The sequence below is a fragment of the Desulfurobacterium pacificum genome (genome assembly GCF_900182835.1).
Lineage (GTDB): Bacteria > Aquificota > Aquificia > Desulfurobacteriales > Desulfurobacteriaceae > Desulfurobacterium_B > Desulfurobacterium_B pacificum.
Genome location: NZ_FXUB01000004.1, coordinates 51,195 through 73,049, shown reverse-complemented (window position 1 = coordinate 73,049; position 21,855 = coordinate 51,195). Strand labels below are relative to the sequence as shown.

Sequence of the window (21,855 nt, the reverse complement as noted above, 5' to 3'; positions counted from 1 at the left end):
TGATGGAAAAGCTTGCTGAGAGAATAAGAGAACTTAAAGAGCGGAAGAATGCAGTTATTTTAGCTCACTACTACGTTGATGGTTTTATTCAGGACGTTGCGGATTTCGTGGGAGATTCTTTAGAACTTGCGAGGAAGGCTAAATCTACCGATGCTGATATCATCGTTTTCTGCGGCGTTTACTTTATGGCTGAAACGGCAAAGATATTGAATCCTGAAAAGAAAGTGCTTATTCCTTACTATAAGGCTGGTTGTTTGATGGCTGATATGGCTATAGCTGAAGAGATTGAGGAGTTTAGAAAACAGAACCCCGATTTTGCTGTTGTTACCTACGTTAACAGCTCTGCTGACGTTAAGGCGGTTTCTGACGTTTGCTGCACCTCTGCCAATGCAGTTAAGATAGTTGAATCTCTTGAAGAGGAGAAGATACTTTTCGTTCCTGATAGGAATTTGGGTAGTTACGTTGCTTCAAAGGTTAAAGGTAAGGAGATTTACCTATGGGAAGGCTACTGCCCCATTCACGATAAACTCAGGGTAAGGGATGTGGAAGAGAGGAAGCGTAAAGGTGGTGTTTTTATAGCCCATCCTGAGTGTAGGGAGGAAGTGAGGAAACTTGCCGATTTTGTCGGTAGCACCTCTCAGATAGTCAGGTTCGTTAAGGAAACGGATGCAAGCAGGGTGATAGTTGGAACCGAAAGGGAAACGATACATCACCTGAAAAAGGTCAGACCTGACGTTGAATTTGAGGTGGCTTACGATGGTTTTATATGCGACCAGATGAAGTTGATTACGCCGGAAAGACTTTTGAAAGCTTTGGAAAGAGAACAGTTTGAAGTTTTCGTTGATGAAGAAGTTGCAGATAAAGCGAGAGAAGCGATAGAGAGGATGTTAGCGTTATCTTAAGAGGGGGATAATGAAGGGATTGAAAGAATTCAGGGTAAAGCAGGATCCTTTATTCATAGGATTACCTTTGTTTGTTGATTTGGTGCTTTTGATTTTAGCGCTGTTTTTGCCGGGAATCTGGAAAGTTATTGGAGTGGTTCTGGCTCTGGGTTTTGCCGGTTACGTTTTATGGCAGTCAAGACCTATATTGAAAAACTATGAGCTCGTTTTAACGCCTAAAGAGGTAATTGTTAAGGATTTTAGAGGTAACGTTGTCAGAAGGGTTGAATGGAAAAAGGTGGAGGCTGCAGCTGCCGGCGTTAAGAAAACGTGGAAAATGCTGACTTATAGCTTTTTCTTCAGGGTGAGGGGTGATGAGGATATTATGTTTGCCCTTGTTACGAGGGAAGAAGGATTAACCGGGAAGTTTCAGAGCTTTATGAAGGTAACGCCGAGGAAGAAAGTTCCGGTGCAGATAGTAAAAGCGTAGCAGGAGAGTTGAATTGAAAGAGACTTCAACAAGGTTGGTTTTACACTTTCCGAAAGAGACGTGGGATAAGCCAGTTATTTATAAGCTGGTGAAGGATTATGACTTAGTCGTTAACATTCTTCGTGCCCAAATACTTCCGAGAATGGAAGGTTCTGCCGTTGTTGAGCTTAAGGGCGATAGACAGAAGATAGGTGAGGCTGTAAAGTTTCTGAAATCTTTAAAAATAAAGATAAAACCTTTAGAACTTGATATTTTCAGAGAAGATGAAAAATGCGTTCACTGCGGTGCGTGTATAGCGCCGTGCCCTACAAACGCTTTCTACCTTGATAAGGAAACGTTTAGAGTTGAATTTGATAAAGATAAGTGTGTTGGTTGCGGTCACTGTATTCCTGCGTGTCCTTTGAGAATTATTTACTCTGCCGAGTTTTAAGGAGGCGTTGTGAAAGTTCTTTTTATATTTAACAGACAGCCCTACGATGGAACTGACGTTACCTGGAACGGTTTGAGGCTGGCTAAGGTTTTGCATGAAAGGGGACATGAGGTGAGGATTTTTCTTATGAACGATGCTGTTGACCTTGCAAGAGATTGCAATAAGAAGCCGGAAAATTACGATATTGATCTTGTAGCTATGCTTAAAGAAATGTATGAAGGCGGTGTAAAACTCAAGGTTTGCGGAACGTGTCAGGTAAGGTGCGGGATTTTTAGGAATGAACCTTACTTTTCACCTGAAATCAAGGCAACAATGAAGGATTTGGCTGACTGGGTGGAAGACAGCGATAAAGTGCTGACGTTTTAGTTTATTTCTTCAGGAATTACGGCATAAACTTTAGATACCTTTCTTGATAGCGTTTTCAGCGCATCTGTTGGTGCAACGCTTGAAAGTTCTTCTATTCCGTCTGGTGTTTTTACTTTGATGATTTCTGCTTCTGAGGGGGAATAGTAAGAGTAGGCAACTTTTGATGGTTCTACTATGTCAAAATAGTATTTAGGGTTGAAACCTGCTTTTTCTACCTTTTCTCTTAGTTCAAGAACTTCTGCCGGTTTTACCTCTACGGTTCTGAAGAAGTTTCTCTTTACGAGTCTATTGCAGAGGTCTTTCAGGATTTCATCTTTTGATTCACAGGAAAGATTGTAGATAGAGGCTATTACATTGCTGTCTGTCAAACGGAAGAAGTGCTCTAAGCTCTTTTCTTTTAAGGTTTTATAGAGGATGCTGTCTATTTCGGGTTTTTCTCCGTTTTCTATCAGTTCTTTGAGCCTTTCTATGATTTTCTTCATTAATACCTGAACGGAAAGGTTTACCTTGTGGAAATAAACTGCCCAATACATCTGGTAGCGGGACATAACGTAAGCTTCTAACGCGTTAAAGCCTTTGTAACTCCAGACCAGCTCGTTGTTTTCTATGAGAGCTGAAACCAGAATTCTGTTAACGTCTATTTTCCCGAAAGAAACGCCGGTGTAGAAAGCGTCTCTTCTTAAATAGTCAAGCCTGTCGCAGTCAAGTTGACTGGATACTAATTGGTATGCAAAAGGAAGAGGGTGGGTTTTGGTGAGGATTTTTGCTGTGGAGTCGTAAATTTGCTCATTGAGGTTGATTTCTTCTTTAACGAGGTTTAGAGCTTTGAGAGTAAGGGTCTCGTGTTTTTCAGGAAGGATTACGCCTTCTAAAGCGTGGGAAAAGGGAGAGTGTCCTAAGTCGTGGACGAGAGCTGCTGTCAGTATAGAGAGTTCCAATTCTTCAGTAATTGTGTAGTCCTTCATTTTCAGGAAGTTGAGCGTTTTCCTTGCAAGCCACATTACGCCGATGGAATGCTGGAATCGTGTGTGTTCTGCACCGGGATAGACGTAGTGGCAGGGTCCTAACTGGCGGATGTATCTGAGGCGCTGGAGGTAGTAGGAATCAAGGAGCTTTTCTAAGACGCTGTTTCTCTCTATGAGTATGAATTCATCGTAAACAGGATCCATAAGGAGTTTGTGTTTTTTCACTTTTCCCTCTCTTTTAGTTGCCTATGTTAGTATATTAAATCTATTCTCGTCTGGAGGGCAAATTTTGGAAAAGTTTAAGCTGACTCAGACGGTAAGAGCTTCTGGCTGAGGGGCAAAGCTTAGCCCGGTCGGGCTTGAGAAAGTGCTGAAAGGTATTGATTTTCCGACTGACGATAACGTTTTGGTTGGTATTGAGACGGCGGAAGATGCTGGCGTTTACAAACTAACAGAAAGTCTTGCCTTGGTTCAAACTGCTGACTTTATTACTCCGGTTGTTGATGACCCTTACGTTTACGGTCAAATAGCGGTAGCAAATGCCCTTTCTGACGTTTACGCTATGGGAGCAAAGCCTGTTACGGCTATTAACCTTGTTATGTTTGCTTCGTGCAAAGTGCCAGAAGATTTCTTAAAAAAGATTCTGGAAGGCGGTGCTTCTAAATTGAGGGAAGCAGGTGTAAGCCTTGTTGGCGGTCATACCGTTGATGACCTTGAGACGAAATACGGGCTTGCCGTTACCGGAGTGGTTCATCCTGAAAAGGTTGTGAGGAATTGTGAGGCGAGGGTGGGGGATTTTCTGGTTTACACTAAGCTTCTTGGGATAGGCGTTCTAACTACTGCCATCAAGGCTGATATGGCTTCTGATGAAGAAATTAAGATGGTGTCTGATGTAATGGCTACGCTGAATAAGGAAGCTTGTGAAGTTATGGTTGGCGTTGGCGTGAATGCCTGCACTGATGTGACGGGTTTTGGGTTTTTGGGACATCTTTTTGAAATGGTGAAGTTTAGCGGTGTTGGAGCTGAAATTTACGCGGATAAGTTAGAGTTTCTGCCGGGAGCTTATGAATACGCTTCTATGGGATTGCTTCCTGCTGCAACGTATGAGAATATTGATTACGTTGGTGATAGCGTGGTTTTTGAGGATGTTGATGAAACTGTGAAGTCTTTACTGTATGACCCTCAAACCTCTGGTGGATTGCTTATTTCTGTGCCTGAAGAGAAAGTGGAAAAGTTAGTTGACGAAATGAAAAAGAAAGGTGTGAAGTGGTGCTCTGTTGTTGGAAGGATTACCGATGGTAGTAAAATAGTTGTTAGGAAGAGTTGAGGTAGAAAAATTGAAGAAGAAAGTTGCAGTTATAAGTTTAGGGTGTCCTAAAAATTTGGTTGATACGGAGTTAATGGTTGGCCTTTTGAAAGCTACGGGTGACGTTGTTTTCGTTAATAATCTTGAAAGTGCCGATGTGATAATTGTTAATACCTGTGGATTTATCCAGCCTGCAAAGGAAGAATCTATAGATGAGATATTGACTGCTATTGAGGAGAAGAATAAATCACCTGAGAAAAAGGTGGTTGTTGCTGGTTGTTTATACGAGAGATATAAGGAAGAGCTGAAAAAAGAACTACCTGAAGTTGACGCATTTATAGGGGTGAATGAAATTCTTGATAGCGTTGAAAAAATCCTCTCCCGCAAAGCCGCCTTCACCAAACCCTACCTCCTGCGCGAAATCCTCACTCCCAACCACCTGGCTTACTTAAAAATCTCAGAAGGCTGTTCAAACGCCTGCACTTATTGTGCAATTCCTTTAATAAGGGGCGGGCTTAGAAGCAGACCGATGGAGGAGATTTTAGAAGAAGCTAAGATGTTAGCAGACAGAGGCATTAAGGAGCTCTACGTCATAGCTCAGGATACGACAGCCTACATGCACGACCACGGCGACAGGGAAGGTCTTGTTAAACTGCTTGCAGAGTTAGAGAAGATAGAAGGTATTGAATGGATAAGGCTTATGTATACCTATCCTTCGCACATTACCGATTCTCTCATAGATTTCGTTGCCTCTTCAGAGAAGGTGCTTCACTACTTTGACGTTCCTCTCCAGCACATAAGCAACAAGGTTTTAGCTTCTATGGGTAGAAAGTACACGAGGCAGGAAGCTGAAAGGCTTATAGAGAAAATAAGGAAAAGGATACCTGACGTTGTTTTGAGGACTACCTTTATCGTTGGATTCCCGACCGAAGATGAGTCTGACTTTGAAGAACTTCACGCGTTTTTGAAAGATGTGGAGTTTGAGTGGGTGGGATTTTTCAAGTATTCAAGAGAGGAAGGCACAGCCGCCTATAGGTTGGGAGACTTGCCGGAAGAGGTGAAAGAGTCAAGGCTTTCACTTCTTGAAGAAACGCAGTTCTGGATTTACGAAAAGAAAAATAGAGAGTTGATTGGTAGGGAGCTTGAGCTTATAGTTGACGGCAGAAGTGAAGAGATGCCTGGGTATGTGGAAGCCCGCAGTTACAGGAACGCTTACGAGATTGATGGGATTGTGTTTTTGAGGGGGGATTTTCAGCCGGGGCAGATGGTAAAAGCAAAGGTTACAGACCTTGCAAGTAACGTTGACCTTATAGCAGAACCTTTAAAAGAGTAGCTTAATGGCAAAATCCGTTAAACCATTAACAGATGAGGAAATTCTTAAAAAGGTTGTTGAAATCGTTTCTTGCAGGTTACCGGAAGTTTCTGTTTATATTTTCGGTTCAAGAGCTAAAGGAACTTATAAATATAATTCTGACTTTGACATAGCTTTAGAAGGGGAAGAAAAAATCCCCCCCGCCACCCTCGCCCAAATAAGAGAAGAACTTGACAATCTTCCTACACTAAAAAGTTTTGATTTAATAGATTTAAAGAGAACTTCCACCAAATTTGCCGAAGCCGTAAAAAGAACGGGAGTAATCTTATATGACGGCAGAAGAGTTAAAGACAAAGCTTAAAACGTTAAAAGAGACTTACAATCGCCTGAAAGAAGCGTTAGCCATGAACCCAGAAGAAACAGGCATAGTCATTGACGCTACCATTCAGCGCTTTGAGTTTACCTTTGAATTAGCCTGGAAGACAATAAAAAAATTTGCAGAAGCTCTCGGTGCGGGTGAATGTAATTCCGGCAGAAATTGTATAAAGTTAGCCTACAGGTTGGGCTGGATAGAAGATGAAGAAAAATGGCTTTCGCTGTTAGAAGCCAGAAACCTTACTTCTCACACGTATAATCAGGAAATCGCTCTTGATGTGTATGAGATGATAAGGAGCCAGCACACCGCCTTTAAAAATCTTATACTTTCCCTTGAAAAAGAGCTTTCGGAACTACAAGGAGAGCGTTGATGGAACAACAGTTTAAAGTTAACAAGACCTACGAAGAGATTAACGAAAAGATACGCAAAGGTGAAGCGGTAGTTGTTACCGCCGAAGAGATGATAGAGATAGTGGAAGAGCTTGGAGTCGTAAAGGCGGCAGAAGAAGTTGACGTCGTTACAACCGGAACTTTTGGCGCAATGTGCTCTTCCGGAGCTTTCCTCAACGTTGGGCATACTAAACCGCGAATGAAGATGGAAGAGATATACTTAAACGGCGTTCCTGCATACGGAGGTATAGCAGCCGTTGACCTTTACATCGGCGCTACTGCACTGCCGGAAAACGACCCTCGCAACGAAGTCTATCCGGGAAAGTTTGAATACGGCGGTGCACACGTAATAGAAGAACTTTTATCGGGCGAAGATATAGAACTTGAAGCCTACGGATACGGGACGGACTGCTATCCCCGTAGAGAGATAAAAAAGCTGATTAACATAAACACCATAAACGATGCAATACTCTGTAGCCCGCGAAACGCCTATCAAAACTACAACGTTGCCGTTAACAAATCTTCCCGAACTGTCTATACCTACATGGGAACTTTAAAGCCCAACTTCGGTAACGCTACCTATTCAGGTGCAGGACAGCTTTCGCCCTTAATGAACGACCCATTCTTTGAAACGATAGGTATAGGAACGAGAATATTTTTAGGCGGCGGTATAGGATACGTTGCCTTTCACGGCACCCAGCACGCACCTTTCGGAGTGAAGCGAAGCAAGAAAGGGCAACCGATGGAAGGTGCTGGAACCCTTATGGTTGTTGGTGACCTGAAGCAGATGTCAACAGACTTTATAAAGGCAGCGTCTATATTGGGCTACGGTGTATCCATGTTCGTTGGAATAGGCATTCCCATTCCTATCTTAAACGAGAGGATAGCCTACTACACTTCTGTAAAAGACAGCGAAATTTTTGCCCCTGTAATAGACTACTCTGTTGACTACCCGTCTGGAAACGCCAAGCCGTTAAAATACGTAAGCTACGCAGAGTTAAGGAGCGGTGTCATAGAGCTTGAGGGTAAGAAAATCCCCACCTCCCCCGTCTCTTCCTACTATAAAGCAAGGGAGATAGCCAACATACTTAAAGAGTGGATACAAAAGGGAGAGTTTGAAATATCAAAACCGGCAGAACGCCTTCCCGCTCCAGAACCGGACGTCAAATTTGAAAGAGAGGAGGAAGAGTAATGGAAGCAACTTACAATCCAGCAGCTTTTGAAGATAAGTGGTATAGGTTCTGGCTTGAAAAAGGATACTTCCACGCAGACGAGAAGAAAGTTCTTTCCGGCGAAAAGAAAAAGTTCAGCGTAGTTTTACCGCCCCCCAACGTTACCGGAGTTCTTCACGTAGGTCACGCTCTTAACTCTACCCTTCAGGACATCGTTTGCCGCTGGAAAAGAATGAAAGGCTACGAAGTTTGCTGGGTTCCCGGAACAGACCACGCCGGCATAGCGACTCAGTGGGTCGTTGAAAGAGAACTGGCAAAGGAAGGATTAACGAGACACGACGTCGGCAGAGAAGAGTTCGTTAAAAGAGTGTGGAAGTGGAAGGAGCAGTATGGAAGCAGAATCATAAACCAGCTCAAAAAACTTGGAACGTCGTGTGACTGGGAAAGAGAACGCTTTACGATGGATGAAGGCTTTTCAAAGGCAGTCCGCAGAGCATTTGTAACCCTTTACAAAGAAGGATTGATATACAGAGGTAAGAGGCTTATCAACTGGTGTCCCAGATGCCACACGGCTCTTTCAGACCTTGAAGTTGAATACGAAGAAAAGCAGGGTAACCTCTGGTATATCCGCTATCCTTTGGCCGACGGCAGCGGCTACATAGTCGTTGCAACTACAAGACCTGAAACGATGTTAGGTGACGTTGCAGTAGCTGTTAACCCGAACGATGAGCGCTACAAAGACTATATCGGCAAAAAAGTCGTTCTTCCAATAGTTAACAGAGAAATCCCCGTAATTGCAGACGAATACGTTGACCCGGAATTCGGAACGGGTGCCGTAAAGATAACGCCTGCCCACGACTTTAACGACTTTGAAGTCGGCACGCGCCACAACCTTCCCGCAATTCAAGTAATGGACGACTGGGGCAGGATAACGGTAGAGCCGTTTAAAGGGATGGACAGATTTGAAGCAAGAGAAGCAATCGTTTCAAGGCTGAAAGAGGAAGGACTGCTTGAAAAAGTAGAACCCCACATTCACGCCGTCGGTCACTGTTACAGGTGTAAAACGGTTGTGGAGCCTTACCTTTCAGACCAGTGGTTTGTAAAGACAAAACCTTTGGCGGAAAAACCTATAGAAGCGGTAAAAACTGGCGAGATAAAGTTCATTCCAAAGCAGTGGGAGAACACCTTCTTTGACTGGATGTATAACATCAGAGACTGGTGCATCTCAAGGCAGATATGGTGGGGGCACAGAATTCCCGCCTGGTATTGTCAGGACTGCGGTCACGTTAACGTTTGTGAAGAAACGCCCGTAAAGTGTGAAAAGTGCGGAAGCCAGAACTTAAAGCAGGACGAAGACGTTCTTGACACCTGGTTCAGCTCCGCCATGTGGCCCTTTGGCGTTTTCGGCTGGCCTGAAGAAACCGACGACCTCAAAGCTTTTTACCCAACAGACCTTTTAGTTACCGGCTTTGACATTATCTTCTTCTGGGTGTCCCGAATGATGATGATGGGATACCACTTTATGAAAGAAAAGCCGTTTTCCGACGTTTACGTTCACGCTTTGGTTAGAGACGAAAAAGGTCAGAAGATGTCAAAAACGAAGGGGAACGTCATAGACCCCCTTGAGATGGTTGAAAAATACGGTGCAGATACGTTGCGCTTTACCCTTGCTGCTCTTGCCGCTCAAGGTAGGGACATAAGGCTTTCAGAAAAAATCATTGAAGGTTATAGACACTTTGCCAACAAGGTATGGAACATTGCCCGCTTCGTTCTCAACGCTCTTGAAGGTGTAAACCTTGAGGGAAAAAAGTTCTACAAACCAGAAGACAGGTGGATTCTTACGAAGCTTTCCGAAACAATAGAAACTGTTGACAGGGAACTTACAGCTTACAGGTTTAACGACGCTGCCAAAGCCATCTACCAGTTCCTCTGGAACGAGTTTGCAGACTGGTATATAGAGTTTTCAAAACAAAGGCTTTACAAAGGGACTGAAGAGGAAAAGAGAACCGCTGCCTACGTTCTTGCTACCGTTTTAAGAGATGCTTTAAAAGTTCTTCACCCAATAATGCCGTTCCTTACAGAAGAAATCTATCAGAAGCTTCCTAACAAGGATGCGGAATCTATCGTCATTGCCCCGTGGCCCTGCGCTACGTGCTGGAACTTCCCCGAAGATGCAAAATTAGTAGAGGTAATTAAAGAGATAGTAAGGGGAATCAGAAACGCCAAAGCTGAACTTAACATTCCTCCTTCTACCAGAGTGCCGGTATTTGTTCGCGTGAAAGAGGAAGCGCTCCGCGGCGTTTTAGAAAGTATGGAGGAATCCATAAAGCAGCTTGCAAGGGTTTCAAAAATAGAAATTGTTGCGGAGAAACCTTCTAACTCTGTTGCTTTCTTCCTGCCGGAAGCAGAGGTTTACGTTCAGGTTGCTGACGTTATAGATGTTGAGAAAGAGATAGACAGAATTTCTAAAAAGCTAAAGTCTTTAGAGAAAGACATTTCCAAACTTGAAAAGAAACTTTCCAACGAGAACTTTCTGAAAAAAGCACCAGCAGACGTAGTTGAGAAGGCTAAAAGCGAGTTGACAGAGCTTAAAGAGGTTTACGACAGATTTACAGAAACGCTAAAGCAGTTAAAGGAGCTGGTTTAATTGAACATAAGAGCTCAACTGTTATATGAAATTTATAAAGCGTTGTTAACGCTGCAAATTGCCTTAATTTCTGGTATTGCTGTTACTGTTATTAAGTATGGTTTTGAGAAATTATCGATAGAATTACTGGGGGTGTTTGTTTTTGTCGTTTTAAGTTGGTTGACGAAGAGAGTAAAGTGCATTAGCGGGGGTGTGAATGCTTATATCTATTTTACTTTTGTTAGCGGTGTTTGTGGTATTTTTTGTATTCGTCTTATCAATGATTAGAACTCTTGAGCCTAAAACTGACGTTAAATAAATTTCCCCTCCGACGCGGAGGGGATTTATCTTAAAAAGTTGTTTTCCTCACCAATTTCAGCATCAGCGCTTTTTGAGTGTGTAGTCTGTTTTCAGCCTGGTCCCAAACGACGGAGCGTTCACCTTCAATTACTTCGTTCGTTACCTCTTCTCCTCTGTGAGCAGGTAGGCAGTGCATAAATAAAAAGTCTGGCTTTGCGTGTTTTACCAGTTCGGCATTTACCTGATAAGGCATAAATATTTGTTTCCTTTTTTCTGCTTCTTCTTCCTGTCCCATAGATGCCCAGACGTCAGTATATATTACATCAGCATCTTTTACCGCTTTTACGGGGTCGTGAGTTAATACTATCTCCGCACCTGTTTCTTTTGCTATCTCTTTTGCTTTTTCCACATATTCTTTTAGCGGTTCAAAACCTTCTGGCGTTGCTGCGTAAAACTTCATTCCGGCGTATGCTGCGCCTATCAGCCAGGAGTTGCACATGTTGTTTCCGTCGCCTAAGTAGGCAACTTTTAATCCTTTCAGATTTCTCTTGTATTCCCAAATGGTAAAGAGGTCTGCTAAAACCTGACAGGGGTGTTCTTCGTCCGTTAGAGCGTTGATTACTGGAACGTTTGAATACTTTGCTAACTCTTCTACTCTTCCCTGACCGAACGTTCTTATTACTATCAGGTCAACGTATCTTGAAAGAACTCTCGCTGTGTCCTTTATCGGTTCTCCCCTTCCAAGTTGAGAGCTTCTTGTATCCATATAAACGCCGTGTCCACCCAATTGGTAAACGCCCACTTCAAAGGAAACTCTCGTTCTCGTTGACGGTTTTTCAAAAATGAGCGCTGCTGTAAATCCTTTTAAAGGTCTGTAAAGTTCGCCTTTTTTCTGCTTCTCTTTTAAGAAAGAAGATAGTGAGATGATGTTTTCTATAAACAGCGTGTCTGCTTGAACCATTGATATAAAATCTTTCATTCTTCCCTCTCTTTCGTTAAGTTTTGAATTTGAGATAAGAGTAGTTTTAGCCTTTCTTCAAGGTCACTGGTTTTGACTTCTAAGTCTGAAATCTGCCTTTTAATTTTAACAATTTCGCTTTCTGTCTCTTCCCACTTTCCAATAATTTCTTTGAGCGTGAAAAGAAGTTTTATAGAAAAGATAAAAAGTCCCCCTACCGCTATGAGTAAAATGATTAATAGGAGTTGAACCATTCTAAAATCCTCCCCTTACTTACCTTATCCTTAAACGTTTCTGCTTCAGCTTGGTCGGTTTCGGAAAATTCTACTTCTCCTACCGGTAAAAACATAGCGATTATTAAATAATGGTCTTTACTTTTTGCAATAAAACCGGCAACTGTTGGTTTTGAAGCTGTGAAACAGAAAGAGTTATGGTTTTCACCGGATATTAAAGTATAAGGTTTCACAAAAGTTGTTAGTTGAAAGGGGGTAGGAAGGGGGATTTTGGCTTTACCAATAGAAATGGAGTTATTCTTGAAATCCGCACATATACTTTCTTCCGTAGAGTGAAGAGAAATTTGGTCCATTGCGCTTTTAACCTTATTCTTAAAAGACGCCATATCGCTGAGGTTTTCGTTTATTACTGCAGGTAGTATTAAAGTTAGAATTAGAGATAGTATTACCAATACTATAAGAAGTTCTAAGAGAGTAAATCCCAATTTTTTCACGTTTCTATTTCCACCTTTTTAGAAGTTACTATGACTTTTCCGTCAACGCAGAAATCTTTAACAGGACACTCTTCTAATTTTGGTCTTTCTCCGTTCTTTCTGTAATGGCATCCGTGCTTGCTGAGTAGCCATAGTGGGCGAAACATCTCTATCGGTGAAATTCCCGTTCCTTCAAGTCCCTTTTCCCATACTTCTATTACCTTTTTTCTGAGTGTTTCAGTTATACCTTTTGCCTTATACTTTCCTGTAATGCAGCCGGTTGTAAAAGTTGCTCTTGCTACGTGAACGTCAACAGGTATGGGCAGTTTTTCTACATTCTTAAAGGGTAGGTTTTTTTTATCTTTCAAGCTCCTTATCCAGTGTGGAAAAATCTTTATACCTGATAAACTCGGAAAATTCTCTTTTTCTTTTTTGTGTAGAGTTTCAAACATCTCCTTTACATCGTAGTTAAACCTTTCAAAAAACTTCTTTATACTGCCATTAAACTCTTTAGTTAACGTTTCCGATATCCGATACCATATTTCTGTGTCTTTGTCTTTTTTCGCTGCAAGACCATGTTTCATTAAAGCTTTTTTGAGTTTCTCCTTTCCTCTTTTCGTTACCTCTTTAGGTGAGAAAACCCAGTTTACCTCTTCATCTTTTAACGTATTTATGGAGCTTTCCCACAACTTGTTCGCGTTCCTCATGTAATCTAAAGATGTTGTAAGAGTTACCATAGATAGAAAAGCCTCTTCATCTATCTCATTCATTATTTTTTGGGCGACATCATCCGGTAAGTCTTTTTCACCAAAGATACCTTCTTCCTTTAGAGCTTTAAGTAAGGTAAAAGCCACTTCTCTTGCTCTTTCTATATTGAGTTGGAGGTCTATTTTTTTCATGACTACCCTCTAAAAGTCTCTTGAGTATAATTATACTTGAGAACCTGTTGGTCACCTCAAAGGGAGGAAAGTTGGGGTTATTTGATTTTTTTAAAAAACCAAAATCTGAAGAAGAACAATTTCAGGAAGCTGTTGCTTCCAAAGATTATTTTAAAATAGCTGAAATAGGGAAAAAAATCATAAAACGTAATCCAAATTCATTATCTATTCTTAACTTCTACGTTGATGCCTTGGTTAGATTAGGGAAAAAGAAAGAGGCTCTGCAGTCAATAATAGAGTTTGCGGAAAAAAAGATAAGGGAAGAGTACTACGATATTGCTATTGCTGTATTAAAGAAAGCACTTCGTATAGACCCATTTAATGTTAAGGTTTTAAGACTCTTGGCGCATGCTTATGAAAAGAAGGGTTTGTATTATGAAGCATTTAAACTTCTGATTAACACTTATAAAACAATGATGGATGCTTCTTCAGATACGACTCGAATAGTAGAACTTATTCAAGAACTATTGGAAAAAAGGTTTCATCCTTTCTTTTATGAAAAATATGCGGATTTACTTGCTGGGAATGGAAGTTTGGAGGAAGCTTTTAAGAATTATGTGTTAGCTGGAAATATGTACGTAAATTTGAAAGATTATAAAGGAGCTTTAAGGTCTCTTTTTAAAGCTCGTAACATTAGAAGAACTGAAAATATGGATAGACAGTTAGTTGAAGTAGTTTCTCATTTGAAAGGAGAGGATGTTTCTTCAATATTGTTAAAAATTTTAGAAACTAATGCTTCCAATCCAGAGTTTCTGAAGTTTGTCATAGAGACGTTTAGAAGTTCAGGTTCTTTGGAATCTCTTAGAAAGGTTGCATCGGTAATTTCATCTCCTAAGGCTAAATATTATCTGCTTTCGGGAATATCCTTTGAAGAAGGGGAGATAGAGGACGCTAAAGAGTATCTTCAGAGACTGAAGTTGGTTGATGATGGTTTCTATAACTCCATGCTATCCTTTGCGAGTTCCAGGTATGATATTAACATTTCCTCTATTGATAGTAGGCAGGTAGAGAAAGAGTTGCCTGAAGTTAAGGACATTCTTGAAGCATTTGATGAAGCGTTGAACGTTAATGATTTAATATCGGACTACGTTGATGATATTTCTTTGGGTGTAGAGACGTTTAGAGATGTAGATAGGGAAGTTGAACAAATAGAGAAAGATGGAACCAAATACATATCACTTGCTGAAGCTATGTTAGGGCTTGAAAAGTATCAAGAGGCGATAGAGAATGCTAAAAAGGTTTTAAAAAATTCCAAGCATTTTCTCAAGGCGGTTTCTATAATTGTTCAATCGTTAAAGTCTCTTGGAAGGTATAACGAGGCATTAGAGTTTTTAACAGATATACTTCAGAGAGAAGATTTAACTTCGGATAAGGCGGCAAAAATCAAGGCTTTAATGGGAGAAATATATGAAGCTTTAGGCGAGAAGGATAGAGCTCTTTTATGGTATAAAGAAGCAAATAAAGACCTTCACGAGGAGGAACTATCAAGGAAAATTGCTCTACTTTCCACCAACCGATAAAAGCCCTTTACGTTCATGTTCCTTTTTGCAAATCTAAATGTCCTTACTGCGATTTCTTCTCAGTTTCTCACTTAGAGTACGTTAAGGAATATGAAAAGTTTTTACACAAAGAATTTTCTCTCAAGCAGCCGGTACTGGAAGCTTTCCCAACTATATATTTTGGAGGCGGAACCCCTTCTCTTATGCCTCCAGAATTTTTCTACTCTTTTTTATCAAGAGTATCACAGTATAGCGAAGTTACTGTAGAGGTTAATCCAGAAAGCGCAACGCTTTCTTACTTGAGAGAATTGAAGGATGCAGGAATTAATAGAATTAGCATAGGGATTCAAACGCTTTCTGAAAAACTATTAAAGTTTTTGGGGAGAAGACATTCTTCAAAGCAGGCTTTAAGAGCTTTGGAGAACGCAGTTTCAGTGTTTAAGAATGTTTCAGTTGATATTATGTTTGGAATACCGGGGCAAACTGTTTGGTCAATAGAAAAGGAATTAAAACAGATTCTGGAGTTTCCTATAAAGCACGTTTCTGCTTATGCGCTGACGATATATGAGAATACTCCGTTCTTCCATCAGTTATCTGAAAACGATTTGGTTGGAGACGAAGAAACTAAAAAAATGTATGATTTGATAAGGGATCTTTTAAAAGCAGAAGGGTTTTTGCATTACGAAATATCTAACTTTGCAAAAGCTGGTTTTGAATGTAGACACAATATCCATTACTGGCGGTTGGACAATTATGAAGGATTAGGACCCTCAGCGGCTTCGTTTGTTGGTAATGTTTATAGAAAAAACTACGCAAATTTGAATAGATACTTTCTTTCTTTAGAGTCTAATCTTACACCGATTGAAGAAGCTGTTGCATTTTCAGTAAAAGAGCTTAAAGAAATGAAACTTGCAATGGGACTTAGATTGATGTCAGGAGTTAATCTAAAGTCTTTAGGAATTAAGGAAAAATTAGAAAAGGAAGAACTGCAAGTTTTAGAAGAAGCTGGATATATTGAATATGACTTTCCTATTCTCAAACTTACAGAAAAAGCTTGTTTTGTTTCTAATTACGTTATATCTAAGATAATCAAGGCTTTGCTGTAGGATTCTTGTAGATAGAAAATTTGCTTTGGGAGTATTGACACTGTTTGTGATGTGTCCTATATTTCTGCATAGCAAAGCTCCCCGGTAGCTCAGCTGGTAGAGCGGGTGGCTGTTAACCACCAGGTCGCTGGTTCGAGCCCGGCCCGGGGAGCCATTTTTATTTTTGGGCAATAAAATTCCATTCTTCTCTTGAAATATCCCTCCTTTTGCTTATCATAAGAAGTATTATCCTTATTCGGAGGTTAGGTCATTGGAAAGGGAAAAATTATTCATTTTTGATACTACATTGAGGGATGGAGAACAAACGCCGGGCGTTAACTTAACGGTAGATGAAAAAGTTCAGATAGCAAAGCAGTTAGAAAAGTTAGGAGTTGATGTAATAGAAGCAGGTTTTGCCATTAGTTCTCCGGCTGATTTTGAAGCTGTTAAAAGAATAGCAAAGGAAGTTAAAAACTCTACCGTATGTTCTCTTGCTCGTGCAGTTGAAGCCGATATAAAAACAGCCTGGGAAGCACTAAAGGAAGGTAATAGAGTAAGAATTCATACCTTTATAGCTACTTCAGATATTCATCTTAAATACAAATTGAAAATGAGTAGAGATGAAGCTCTAAAAAGAGCTGTAGAAGCTGTTAAGCTTATTCAGGATGTAAGTGAAGGTAAGGCAGAAGTAGAGTTTTCTGCTGAGGATGCTGGGAGGACAGATTTAAAATATCTATTTGAGGTTTTAGAAGCAGTAATAGAGGCAGGTGCGAAAGTTGTAAATATACCTGATACTGTTGGATACGCTGTACCTGATGAATGGTATGAGAGAATTTTGGCTATTAAAGAGAACGTTCCAAATATAGACAAGGCTATTGTAAGTGTTCATTGTCATAACGACTTAGGTTTGGCAACAGCGAACTCACTGATGGCTGTAAAGGCAGGGGCAAGACAGGTTGAATGTACCATCAATGGTATAGGTGAAAGAGCGGGTAACGCTGCAATGGAAGAGATAGTTATGGCGATAAAGGTACGTCCCGACCAATTTCCTGTTTATACAGATATAGATACAAAACAGATATACAAGACTTCTCAGTTAGTTAGTAGATTGACGGGAGTGTTGATTTCCAGAACGAAACCTATAGTTGGAGATAACGCTTTCGCTCATGAATCTGGTATCCATCAGCACGGTGTTTTGGAATGCAGAGAAACGTATGAAATTATGAAGCCAGAGGATATAGGCTTAAAAGAATCAAAGATAGTTTTGGGCAAACACTCTGGACGTCACGCTTTCAGGAAAAAGTTAGAAGAAATGGGTATTGAGTTAGAAGAAGAGAAATTAGAGGAAGCGTTTAGACGTTTTAAAGAGTTGGCTTCAAGGAAAAAAGAAATTTACGATGTAGATATAGAGTTAATAATAGAGGGATTGGAAGGTGAGAAAAAGGAAAAAGTTTACGAGCTTGCGTCCAACCAGGCTATAAGTGGTGAGGGAGTTATCCCTTCTGCTACAGTTAAGGTTAGAACACCAGATGGTGAAAAATTAGGATTGGCTGTAGGGAATGGTCCTGTAGATGCTACGTATAAAGCTATAAAGAATGCTCTTTCTGTTGGAGACGAAGTTGTCCTTAGAGATTTTAAGATAAGGGCTTTGACTGCAGGAACGGATGCTCTTGCTGAGGTTTACGTAACAGTGGAGAATGAAGGTATAAGGGTTAGTGGTAGGGGAGTAGACCCAGATATAGTTAGAGCCTCAGCTTTGGCTTTCTTGGAAGCTCTTGATAGGTTGGTAAAAAGAAAGCGAAAAAAGTAGAAGGATAGATAGAAGATGTTTAGAGCCCCCTTGTAAAGGGGGCTTTTTGTTTTATATAAGGTTGTTTTTATTCTTTTAAGCATCTTAATAAATATCTAATGGTGTTGATATTTCTAAAAATAGAGTTAAAATTCTATTTTCAAAGAAATTATTAAAGCAGGAGGTGAGGCGTGAAAAAAATATTAAGAGCTTTTTTTATGTCGGATTTGCCTATAAGGTTAGCGTATCCTGTTAGAATGGGGCTGTTCTACTACACGACTGCGTTTATTTTTCTCGTAGTTGCTTATTTTGTGGTAGCTGATACTGTTAAAGAGCCTGCTCTTGCAAAGTTGGTTTTTGAGAAGCTTCTTGTGGCAATAATTGTCGTTGGTTTGTTTTTCTTTGTAGTTACGTATGTTTATTCCCGAATTGTTTCAGAGGATTATGAGAAAATAACTAACTTTGCAGAGTCGTTGTCAAAAGGTAATTTAGATAAAAATGAAGTAAAGCTAAGCAGTTTGGCTGATGTAGATTTGATAAAGATAAAGGAAGCTTTAGAAAGATTGAGAAATAGTTTGCTTATTTCTAAAGAGTTGCTTAAAAAGAAAGGTAGGGGGTAAAATCCCCCCTCTTCTCCCCTTCTTCTTACTTCCCCACCTTGATTTTTCCTTCCCTTTGCATATCATTCCTTGACAAAATCTTACGCCTTTGCTTATATTCAGCCTGTCAAACTACAATAGGAGGAGTAATATGCCCACAATTAACCAACTGGTGAGGAAGGGGCGCGAGAAGAAGGTAAAGCGTTCCAAAGCACCTGCTCTGCAGGGGAATCCGCAAAAGAGAGGTGTTTGTGTAAGGGTATTTACAACAACCCCTAAAAAGCCGAACTCTGCTCTTCGTAAGGTTGCGAGGGTAAGGCTTTCTAACGGTATTGAAGTAACTGCTTACATTCCAGGAATCGGACACAACCTGCAGGAGCACTCGGTTGTTCTTGTGAGAGGTGGAAGGGTAAAGGACCTTCCAGGTGTTCGTTACAAGATTATTCGTGGTGCCCTTGATGCAGCAGGGGTTGAAGGTAGAAGACAATCCCGTTCCAAGTATGGAACAAAAAGACCTAAGGAGAAAAAATAATTAGGAGAGGAAGGACATGCCAAGGAAAGGACCTGTTCCACCAAGAGAAATAATTCCTGACCCTGTTTACGGTGACAAGCTTGTAGCAAAGCTTATCAACAAGGTCATGAAAGACGGCAAAAAAAGCAAAGCAGAAAAGATTGTTTACGGCGCTTTTGACATTATTAAGGAAAAGCTTGGTGAAGACCCATTAGCAGTATTTCACAAAGCTGTTGAAAATGTAAAGCCAATTATGGAAGTACGTCCACGCCGTGTTGGTGGTGCCACTTATCAGGTACCTATGGAAGTAAGACCGGAAAGGCAAATTCACCTTGCATTAAAGTGGATCGTGGACGCTGCACGTGCTCGTTCTGAGCGCGGAATGGTTAACAGACTTGCGAATGAACTTATTGACGCTTATAACGAGCGTGGTGGTGCTTTCAAGAAGAAGGAAGATACCCACAGAATGGCAGAAGCAAACAAAGCTTTTGCTCACTACAGATGGTAACACTTATTGCGGGAGGCTAAGTTGAGTAAGAATCAAGCACTTATTAAGCAGATTAAAGTTCCTCTTGAAAAGGTGAGGAACATTGGAATTATCGCTCACATAGACGCCGGTAAAACTACAACTACCGAGCGTATTCTTTACTATACCGGTCGTATTCACAAGATTGGTGAAGTTCACGAAGGCGCCGCCGAAATGGACTGGATGGAGCAGGAAAAGGAAAGAGGTATTACCATTACCTCTGCTACAACTACCTGCTTCTGGCGTGACCACAGAATTAACATCGTTGACACGCCGGGTCACGTTGACTTTACCATTGAAGTTGAGCGTTCTTTGAGGGTTCTTGACGGTGCGGTAACTATTCTCTGTTCCGTTGGCGGTGTTCAGCCTCAGACGGAAACTGTCTGGAGACAGGCGGACAAATACCGCGTTCCAAGAATAATCTTTGTTAACAAGATGGACAGAATTGGTGCTGACTTCTTCAAGGTTGTTGGAGAAGTTGAAGAAAAACTTGGTGCTAAGCCTGTTCCTCTTCAAATACCTGTTGGTGCTGAAGATGAATTTAAAGGTGTGGTTGACCTTATTACTATGAAAGCAATTATTTGGGAAGAAGAAACTCTTGGTGCGAAGTTCCACTACGAGGATATTCCTGAAGACCTTGTACCTGTTGCTGAAGAGTGGCGCGAGAAGATGCTTGAGGCGATTGCTGACGTAGATGAAGAGATAATGATGAAGTACCTTGAAGGTGAAGAGATTACTGAAGATGAGATAAAAGCCGCTATCAGAAAAGGAACTATTGAGCTTAAGTTCTTCCCGATGCTTTGCGGTTCCGCGTTCAAGAACAAGGGCGTTCAGCCACTTCTTGATGCAGTAGTTGATTATCTTCCTTCTCCGCTTGATATTCCTCCTATTAAGGGTATTAATCCGAAAACTGGCGAAGAGGAAGAGAGACCTGCTTCTTACGACGCTCCGTTCGCAGCTCTCGCGTTTAAGATTCTTACAGACCCCTACGTTGGACAGCTTACGTTCGTGAGAGTTTATTCCGGTTTGATGGAGTCCGGTTCCTACGTTTACAACGCTACAAGAGATAAAAAAGAAAGACTTGCAAGAATTCTCCGTATGCACGCGAACAAGAGAGAGGAAATTCCGGTTCTTGGTGCCGGTGATATCGCCGCTGCTGTTGGTTTGAGAGAGACTTACACAGGTGATACTCTTTGTGACCCTGACCATCCAATTCTTCTTGAAGCTATGGAGTTCCCAGAGCCGGTTATCTCTGTTGCGGTTGAGCCTAAGACAAAAGCTGACCAGGAGAAGCTTTCTCTTGCATTACAGAAGCTTGCCAAGGAAGACCCATCTTTCCGCGTTTCTATGGATCATGAGACCGGACAGACGATTATTTCCGGAATGGGTGAGCTTCACCTTGAGATTATCGTTGATAGATTGAAGAGAGAATTCGGCGTTGACGTTAACGTTGGTAAGCCTCAGGTTGCTTACAGAGAAACAATTAGAAAAGAGGTTACTTCTGAAGGTAAATTCATCAAGCAGACAGGTGGTAGAGGTCAATACGGTCACGTATGGCTTAAGATAGAGCCTCTTGAGCCTGGTAAGGGATTTGAATTCCACGAAACAATTAAGGGTGGTGTTGTTCCTAAAGAATACATTCCTGCCGTTGAGGCTGGTGTAAGAGAAGCTATGGAAACTGGCGTTGTTGCCGGATATCCTATGGTTGATATCAAGGTTACGCTGTTTGACGGTTCATACCACGAGGTTGACTCTTCTGAAATGGCGTTTAAGATTGCCGGTTCTATGGCGTTTAAGGAAGGTGCTAAGAAGGCTAATCCTGTTCTCCTTGAGCCTATAATGGAAGTTGAAGTTACTACGCCTGAAGAGTTTATGGGTGACGTTATTGGTGACCTTAACAAGAGGCGTGGTCGCGTTCAAGGAATGGAAGCCCGCGGTAACGCTCAGGTAATTAGAGCGCTCGTTCCACTTGCTGAGATGTTTGGTTACGCTACAGACCTTCGTTCTATGACGCAGGGTAGAGCTACCTACATCATGAAGTTCAGCCACTATGAGGAAGTTCCGCCAAACGTTGCAGAGCAGATTATTGGTGAAAGAAGTAAGTAAGTAGTTTTTAAAAAGCGTTATAATCCCCCCGTGCCGAGTAGGAAGGTGCGGGGGGATTTTGTTTTTGGATGAAATTATTTCTGTCATTCTGCTTCAGGAAGTCAACTACCAGAAATTGAAACAGGGATTGGAAAGGATACCAGAAACACTAACCTTTAGAAAGCATAGCGAGTGAAATATGGACAAGCTTATTAACGACGGCAGTCATAGCCTTCTTTTAGCTTCTGAGGGGGGAATACTTCCGTCACGGTTCCTTGGTTATAGACCATATTTTCTTCAAGAGATTCTATATACAATTTTAATAATATTGACTTTATGTTTATAACCACATACCATATAGCAATAGAGAAAATAACCATTATTATTGATAAGAAGTTCGCAGAAGAACTGAAAAGAATAGCAAAGGACAAAAGAGAGAGTTTCTGTAAGCTTATCAGAGATTCTCTCCAGAAATGGCTTATAGATAGGGAAAGAAGAAGGCATGGTGTTTTAAAGTTGATTGAAGAGAAAAAAACTTGTTTTTGA

Annotated in this window: 23 protein-coding genes and 1 tRNA gene; 19 read left to right on the top strand and 5 right to left on the bottom strand. The window is 41.1% G+C overall.

The annotated features are described in order from the left end of the window. Positions 1-2 precede the first annotated feature (2 nt). The 4 genes from nadA to QOL23_RS06905 are packed head-to-tail and all read left to right on the top strand — an operon-like array spanning position 3 to position 2,167. A complete protein-coding gene (gene nadA, locus QOL23_RS06920) occupies positions 3-902 on the top strand; it encodes a quinolinate synthase NadA (RefSeq protein WP_283400856.1) in 900 nt (299 codons plus the stop codon). 10 nt (positions 903-912) lie between these two features. Beyond that, complete coding sequence (locus QOL23_RS06915; RefSeq protein ID WP_283400855.1) at positions 913-1,371, top strand: hypothetical protein; 459 nt, start codon at positions 913-915, stop codon at positions 1,369-1,371. Positions 1,372-1,384: 13 nt separating this feature from the next. Next, positions 1,385-1,801, top strand: a complete 417-nt coding sequence (locus tag QOL23_RS06910; RefSeq protein WP_283400854.1) for an NIL domain-containing protein — start codon at positions 1,385-1,387, stop codon at positions 1,799-1,801. A gap of 9 nt (positions 1,802-1,810) precedes the next feature. Further along, a complete protein-coding gene (locus QOL23_RS06905; RefSeq protein ID WP_283400853.1) occupies positions 1,811-2,167 on the top strand; it encodes a DsrE/DsrF/TusD sulfur relay family protein in 357 nt (118 codons plus the stop codon). Here QOL23_RS06905 and QOL23_RS06900 read toward each other — a convergent pair. Next, entirely contained in the window at positions 2,164-3,357 is a 1,194-nt protein-coding gene (locus QOL23_RS06900) for an HD domain-containing protein (protein ID WP_283400852.1), read from the bottom strand. The genes QOL23_RS06905 and QOL23_RS06900 overlap by 4 nt on opposite strands. A 64-nt stretch (positions 3,358-3,421) precedes the next feature. Here QOL23_RS06900 and selD point away from each other — a divergent pair, with 64 nt between their 5' ends. Genes selD through QOL23_RS06870 form a run of 6 tightly spaced genes read left to right on the top strand, consistent with a single transcriptional unit; the run spans position 3,422 to position 10,334 of the window. Continuing rightward, positions 3,422-4,459, top strand: coding sequence for a selenide, water dikinase SelD (gene selD / locus QOL23_RS06895; protein WP_283400851.1), 1,038 nt, complete (start codon positions 3,422-3,424; stop codon positions 4,457-4,459). A 10-nt stretch (positions 4,460-4,469) separates the two neighbouring features. Beyond that, entirely contained in the window at positions 4,470-5,771 is a 1,302-nt protein-coding gene (gene rimO / locus QOL23_RS06890) for a 30S ribosomal protein S12 methylthiotransferase RimO (protein WP_283400850.1), read from the top strand. Between the two features lie 4 nt (positions 5,772-5,775). After that, positions 5,776-6,111 (top strand): nucleotidyltransferase family protein, encoded by a 336-nt coding sequence (locus QOL23_RS06885; RefSeq protein WP_283400849.1) that lies wholly within the window; start codon positions 5,776-5,778, stop codon positions 6,109-6,111. Then, complete coding sequence (locus QOL23_RS06880) at positions 6,080-6,496, top strand: HI0074 family nucleotidyltransferase substrate-binding subunit (RefSeq protein ID WP_283400848.1); 417 nt, start codon at positions 6,080-6,082, stop codon at positions 6,494-6,496. The genes QOL23_RS06885 and QOL23_RS06880 overlap by 32 nt, the downstream gene beginning before the upstream one ends. Beyond that, entirely contained in the window at positions 6,496-7,707 is a 1,212-nt protein-coding gene (locus QOL23_RS06875) for a homocysteine biosynthesis protein (RefSeq protein ID WP_283400847.1), read from the top strand. Before QOL23_RS06880 ends, QOL23_RS06875 begins: the two co-directional genes overlap by 1 nt. Next, positions 7,707-10,334: a valine--tRNA ligase gene (locus QOL23_RS06870; protein WP_283400846.1), complete on the top strand. Its 2,628-nt coding sequence runs from the start codon at positions 7,707-7,709 to the stop codon at positions 10,332-10,334. Before QOL23_RS06875 ends, QOL23_RS06870 begins: the two co-directional genes overlap by 1 nt. A gap of 328 nt (positions 10,335-10,662) precedes the next feature. On the opposite strand, the gene argF is transcribed toward QOL23_RS06870, so the two are convergent. The 4 genes from argF to QOL23_RS06850 are packed head-to-tail and all read right to left on the bottom strand — an operon-like array spanning position 10,663 to position 13,176. Further along, a complete protein-coding gene (argF, locus tag QOL23_RS06865; protein ID WP_283400845.1) occupies positions 10,663-11,592 on the bottom strand; it encodes an ornithine carbamoyltransferase in 930 nt (309 codons plus the stop codon). Beyond that, a complete protein-coding gene (locus QOL23_RS06860; protein WP_283400844.1) occupies positions 11,589-11,825 on the bottom strand; it encodes a hypothetical protein in 237 nt (78 codons plus the stop codon). The genes argF and QOL23_RS06860 overlap by 4 nt, the downstream gene beginning before the upstream one ends. Beyond that, on the bottom strand, positions 11,807-12,298 hold the full coding sequence (locus tag QOL23_RS06855; protein WP_283400843.1) for a prepilin-type N-terminal cleavage/methylation domain-containing protein: 492 nt from the start codon (positions 12,296-12,298) through the stop codon (positions 11,807-11,809). The genes QOL23_RS06860 and QOL23_RS06855 overlap by 19 nt, the downstream gene beginning before the upstream one ends. Continuing rightward, a complete protein-coding gene (locus QOL23_RS06850) occupies positions 12,295-13,176 on the bottom strand; it encodes an N-glycosylase/DNA lyase (RefSeq protein ID WP_283400842.1) in 882 nt (293 codons plus the stop codon). The genes QOL23_RS06855 and QOL23_RS06850 overlap by 4 nt, the downstream gene beginning before the upstream one ends. 71 nt (positions 13,177-13,247) lie before the next feature. On the opposite strand from QOL23_RS06850, the gene QOL23_RS06845 reads away from it, so the two are divergent. The 9 genes from QOL23_RS06845 to QOL23_RS06805 all read left to right on the top strand — a co-directional run bounded on the left by QOL23_RS06845 (position 13,248) and on the right by QOL23_RS06805 (position 21,855). Further along, positions 13,248-14,735, top strand: a complete 1,488-nt coding sequence (locus QOL23_RS06845; RefSeq protein ID WP_283400841.1) for a tetratricopeptide repeat protein — start codon at positions 13,248-13,250, stop codon at positions 14,733-14,735. Continuing rightward, positions 14,699-15,820: a radical SAM family heme chaperone HemW gene (gene hemW / locus QOL23_RS06840; RefSeq protein ID WP_345782587.1), complete on the top strand. Its 1,122-nt coding sequence runs from the start codon at positions 14,699-14,701 to the stop codon at positions 15,818-15,820. Before QOL23_RS06845 ends, hemW begins: the two co-directional genes overlap by 37 nt. Before the next feature lie 78 nt (positions 15,821-15,898). Beyond that, positions 15,899-15,974 (top strand) — tRNA-Asn (locus QOL23_RS06835). A gap of 96 nt (positions 15,975-16,070) precedes the next feature. After that, positions 16,071-17,609: a 2-isopropylmalate synthase gene (locus QOL23_RS06830; protein WP_283400840.1), complete on the top strand. Its 1,539-nt coding sequence runs from the start codon at positions 16,071-16,073 to the stop codon at positions 17,607-17,609. Positions 17,610-17,779: 170 nt separating this feature from the next. Further along, positions 17,780-18,208 carry a histidine kinase gene (locus tag QOL23_RS06825; RefSeq protein ID WP_283400839.1) on the top strand — a complete coding sequence of 143 codons (429 nt, stop codon included), beginning with the start codon at positions 17,780-17,782 and terminating at the stop codon, positions 18,206-18,208. Positions 18,209-18,338: 130 nt separating this feature from the next. Beyond that, the gene (rpsL, locus tag QOL23_RS06820) at positions 18,339-18,719 is read left to right on the top strand and encodes a 30S ribosomal protein S12 (RefSeq protein ID WP_283400838.1); all 381 of its coding nucleotides are present in this window, start codon (positions 18,339-18,341) and stop codon (positions 18,717-18,719) included. Between the two features lie 16 nt (positions 18,720-18,735). Further along, the gene (gene rpsG / locus QOL23_RS06815; RefSeq protein WP_283400837.1) at positions 18,736-19,206 is read left to right on the top strand and encodes a 30S ribosomal protein S7; all 471 of its coding nucleotides are present in this window, start codon (positions 18,736-18,738) and stop codon (positions 19,204-19,206) included. A gap of 21 nt (positions 19,207-19,227) precedes the next feature. Continuing rightward, on the top strand, positions 19,228-21,330 hold the full coding sequence (gene fusA, locus QOL23_RS06810) for an elongation factor G (RefSeq protein ID WP_345782585.1): 2,103 nt from the start codon (positions 19,228-19,230) through the stop codon (positions 21,328-21,330). A 315-nt stretch (positions 21,331-21,645) separates the two neighbouring features. Beyond that, positions 21,646-21,855 (top strand): hypothetical protein, encoded by a 210-nt coding sequence (locus tag QOL23_RS06805; RefSeq protein ID WP_283400836.1) that lies wholly within the window; start codon positions 21,646-21,648, stop codon positions 21,853-21,855.

What these genes read in the sequence shown, in the direction of transcription:
- nadA (WP_283400856.1), top strand. Translation starts at nt 3, where the DNA reads ATGGAAAAGCTTGCTGAGAGAATAAGAGAACTTAAAGAGCGGAAGAAT.
- QOL23_RS06915 (WP_283400855.1), top strand. Translation starts at nt 913, where the DNA reads ATGAAGGGATTGAAAGAATTCAGGGTAAAGCAGGATCCTTTATTCATA.
- QOL23_RS06885 (WP_283400849.1), top strand. Translation starts at nt 5,776, where the DNA reads ATGGCAAAATCCGTTAAACCATTAACAGATGAGGAAATTCTTAAAAAG.
- QOL23_RS06880 (WP_283400848.1), top strand. Translation starts at nt 6,080, where the DNA reads ATGACGGCAGAAGAGTTAAAGACAAAGCTTAAAACGTTAAAAGAGACT.
- QOL23_RS06875 (WP_283400847.1), top strand. Translation starts at nt 6,496, where the DNA reads ATGGAACAACAGTTTAAAGTTAACAAGACCTACGAAGAGATTAACGAA.
- QOL23_RS06870 (WP_283400846.1), top strand. Translation starts at nt 7,707, where the DNA reads ATGGAAGCAACTTACAATCCAGCAGCTTTTGAAGATAAGTGGTATAGG.
- argF (WP_283400845.1), bottom strand. Translation starts at nt 11,592, where the DNA reads ATGAAAGATTTTATATCAATGGTTCAAGCAGACACGCTGTTTATAGAA.
- QOL23_RS06860 (WP_283400844.1), bottom strand. Translation starts at nt 11,825, where the DNA reads ATGGTTCAACTCCTATTAATCATTTTACTCATAGCGGTAGGGGGACTT.
- QOL23_RS06850 (WP_283400842.1), bottom strand. Translation starts at nt 13,176, where the DNA reads ATGAAAAAAATAGACCTCCAACTCAATATAGAAAGAGCAAGAGAAGTG.
- rpsL (WP_283400838.1), top strand. Translation starts at nt 18,339, where the DNA reads ATGCCCACAATTAACCAACTGGTGAGGAAGGGGCGCGAGAAGAAGGTA.
- rpsG (WP_283400837.1), top strand. Translation starts at nt 18,736, where the DNA reads ATGCCAAGGAAAGGACCTGTTCCACCAAGAGAAATAATTCCTGACCCT.
- QOL23_RS06805 (WP_283400836.1), top strand. Translation starts at nt 21,646, where the DNA reads ATGTTTATAACCACATACCATATAGCAATAGAGAAAATAACCATTATT.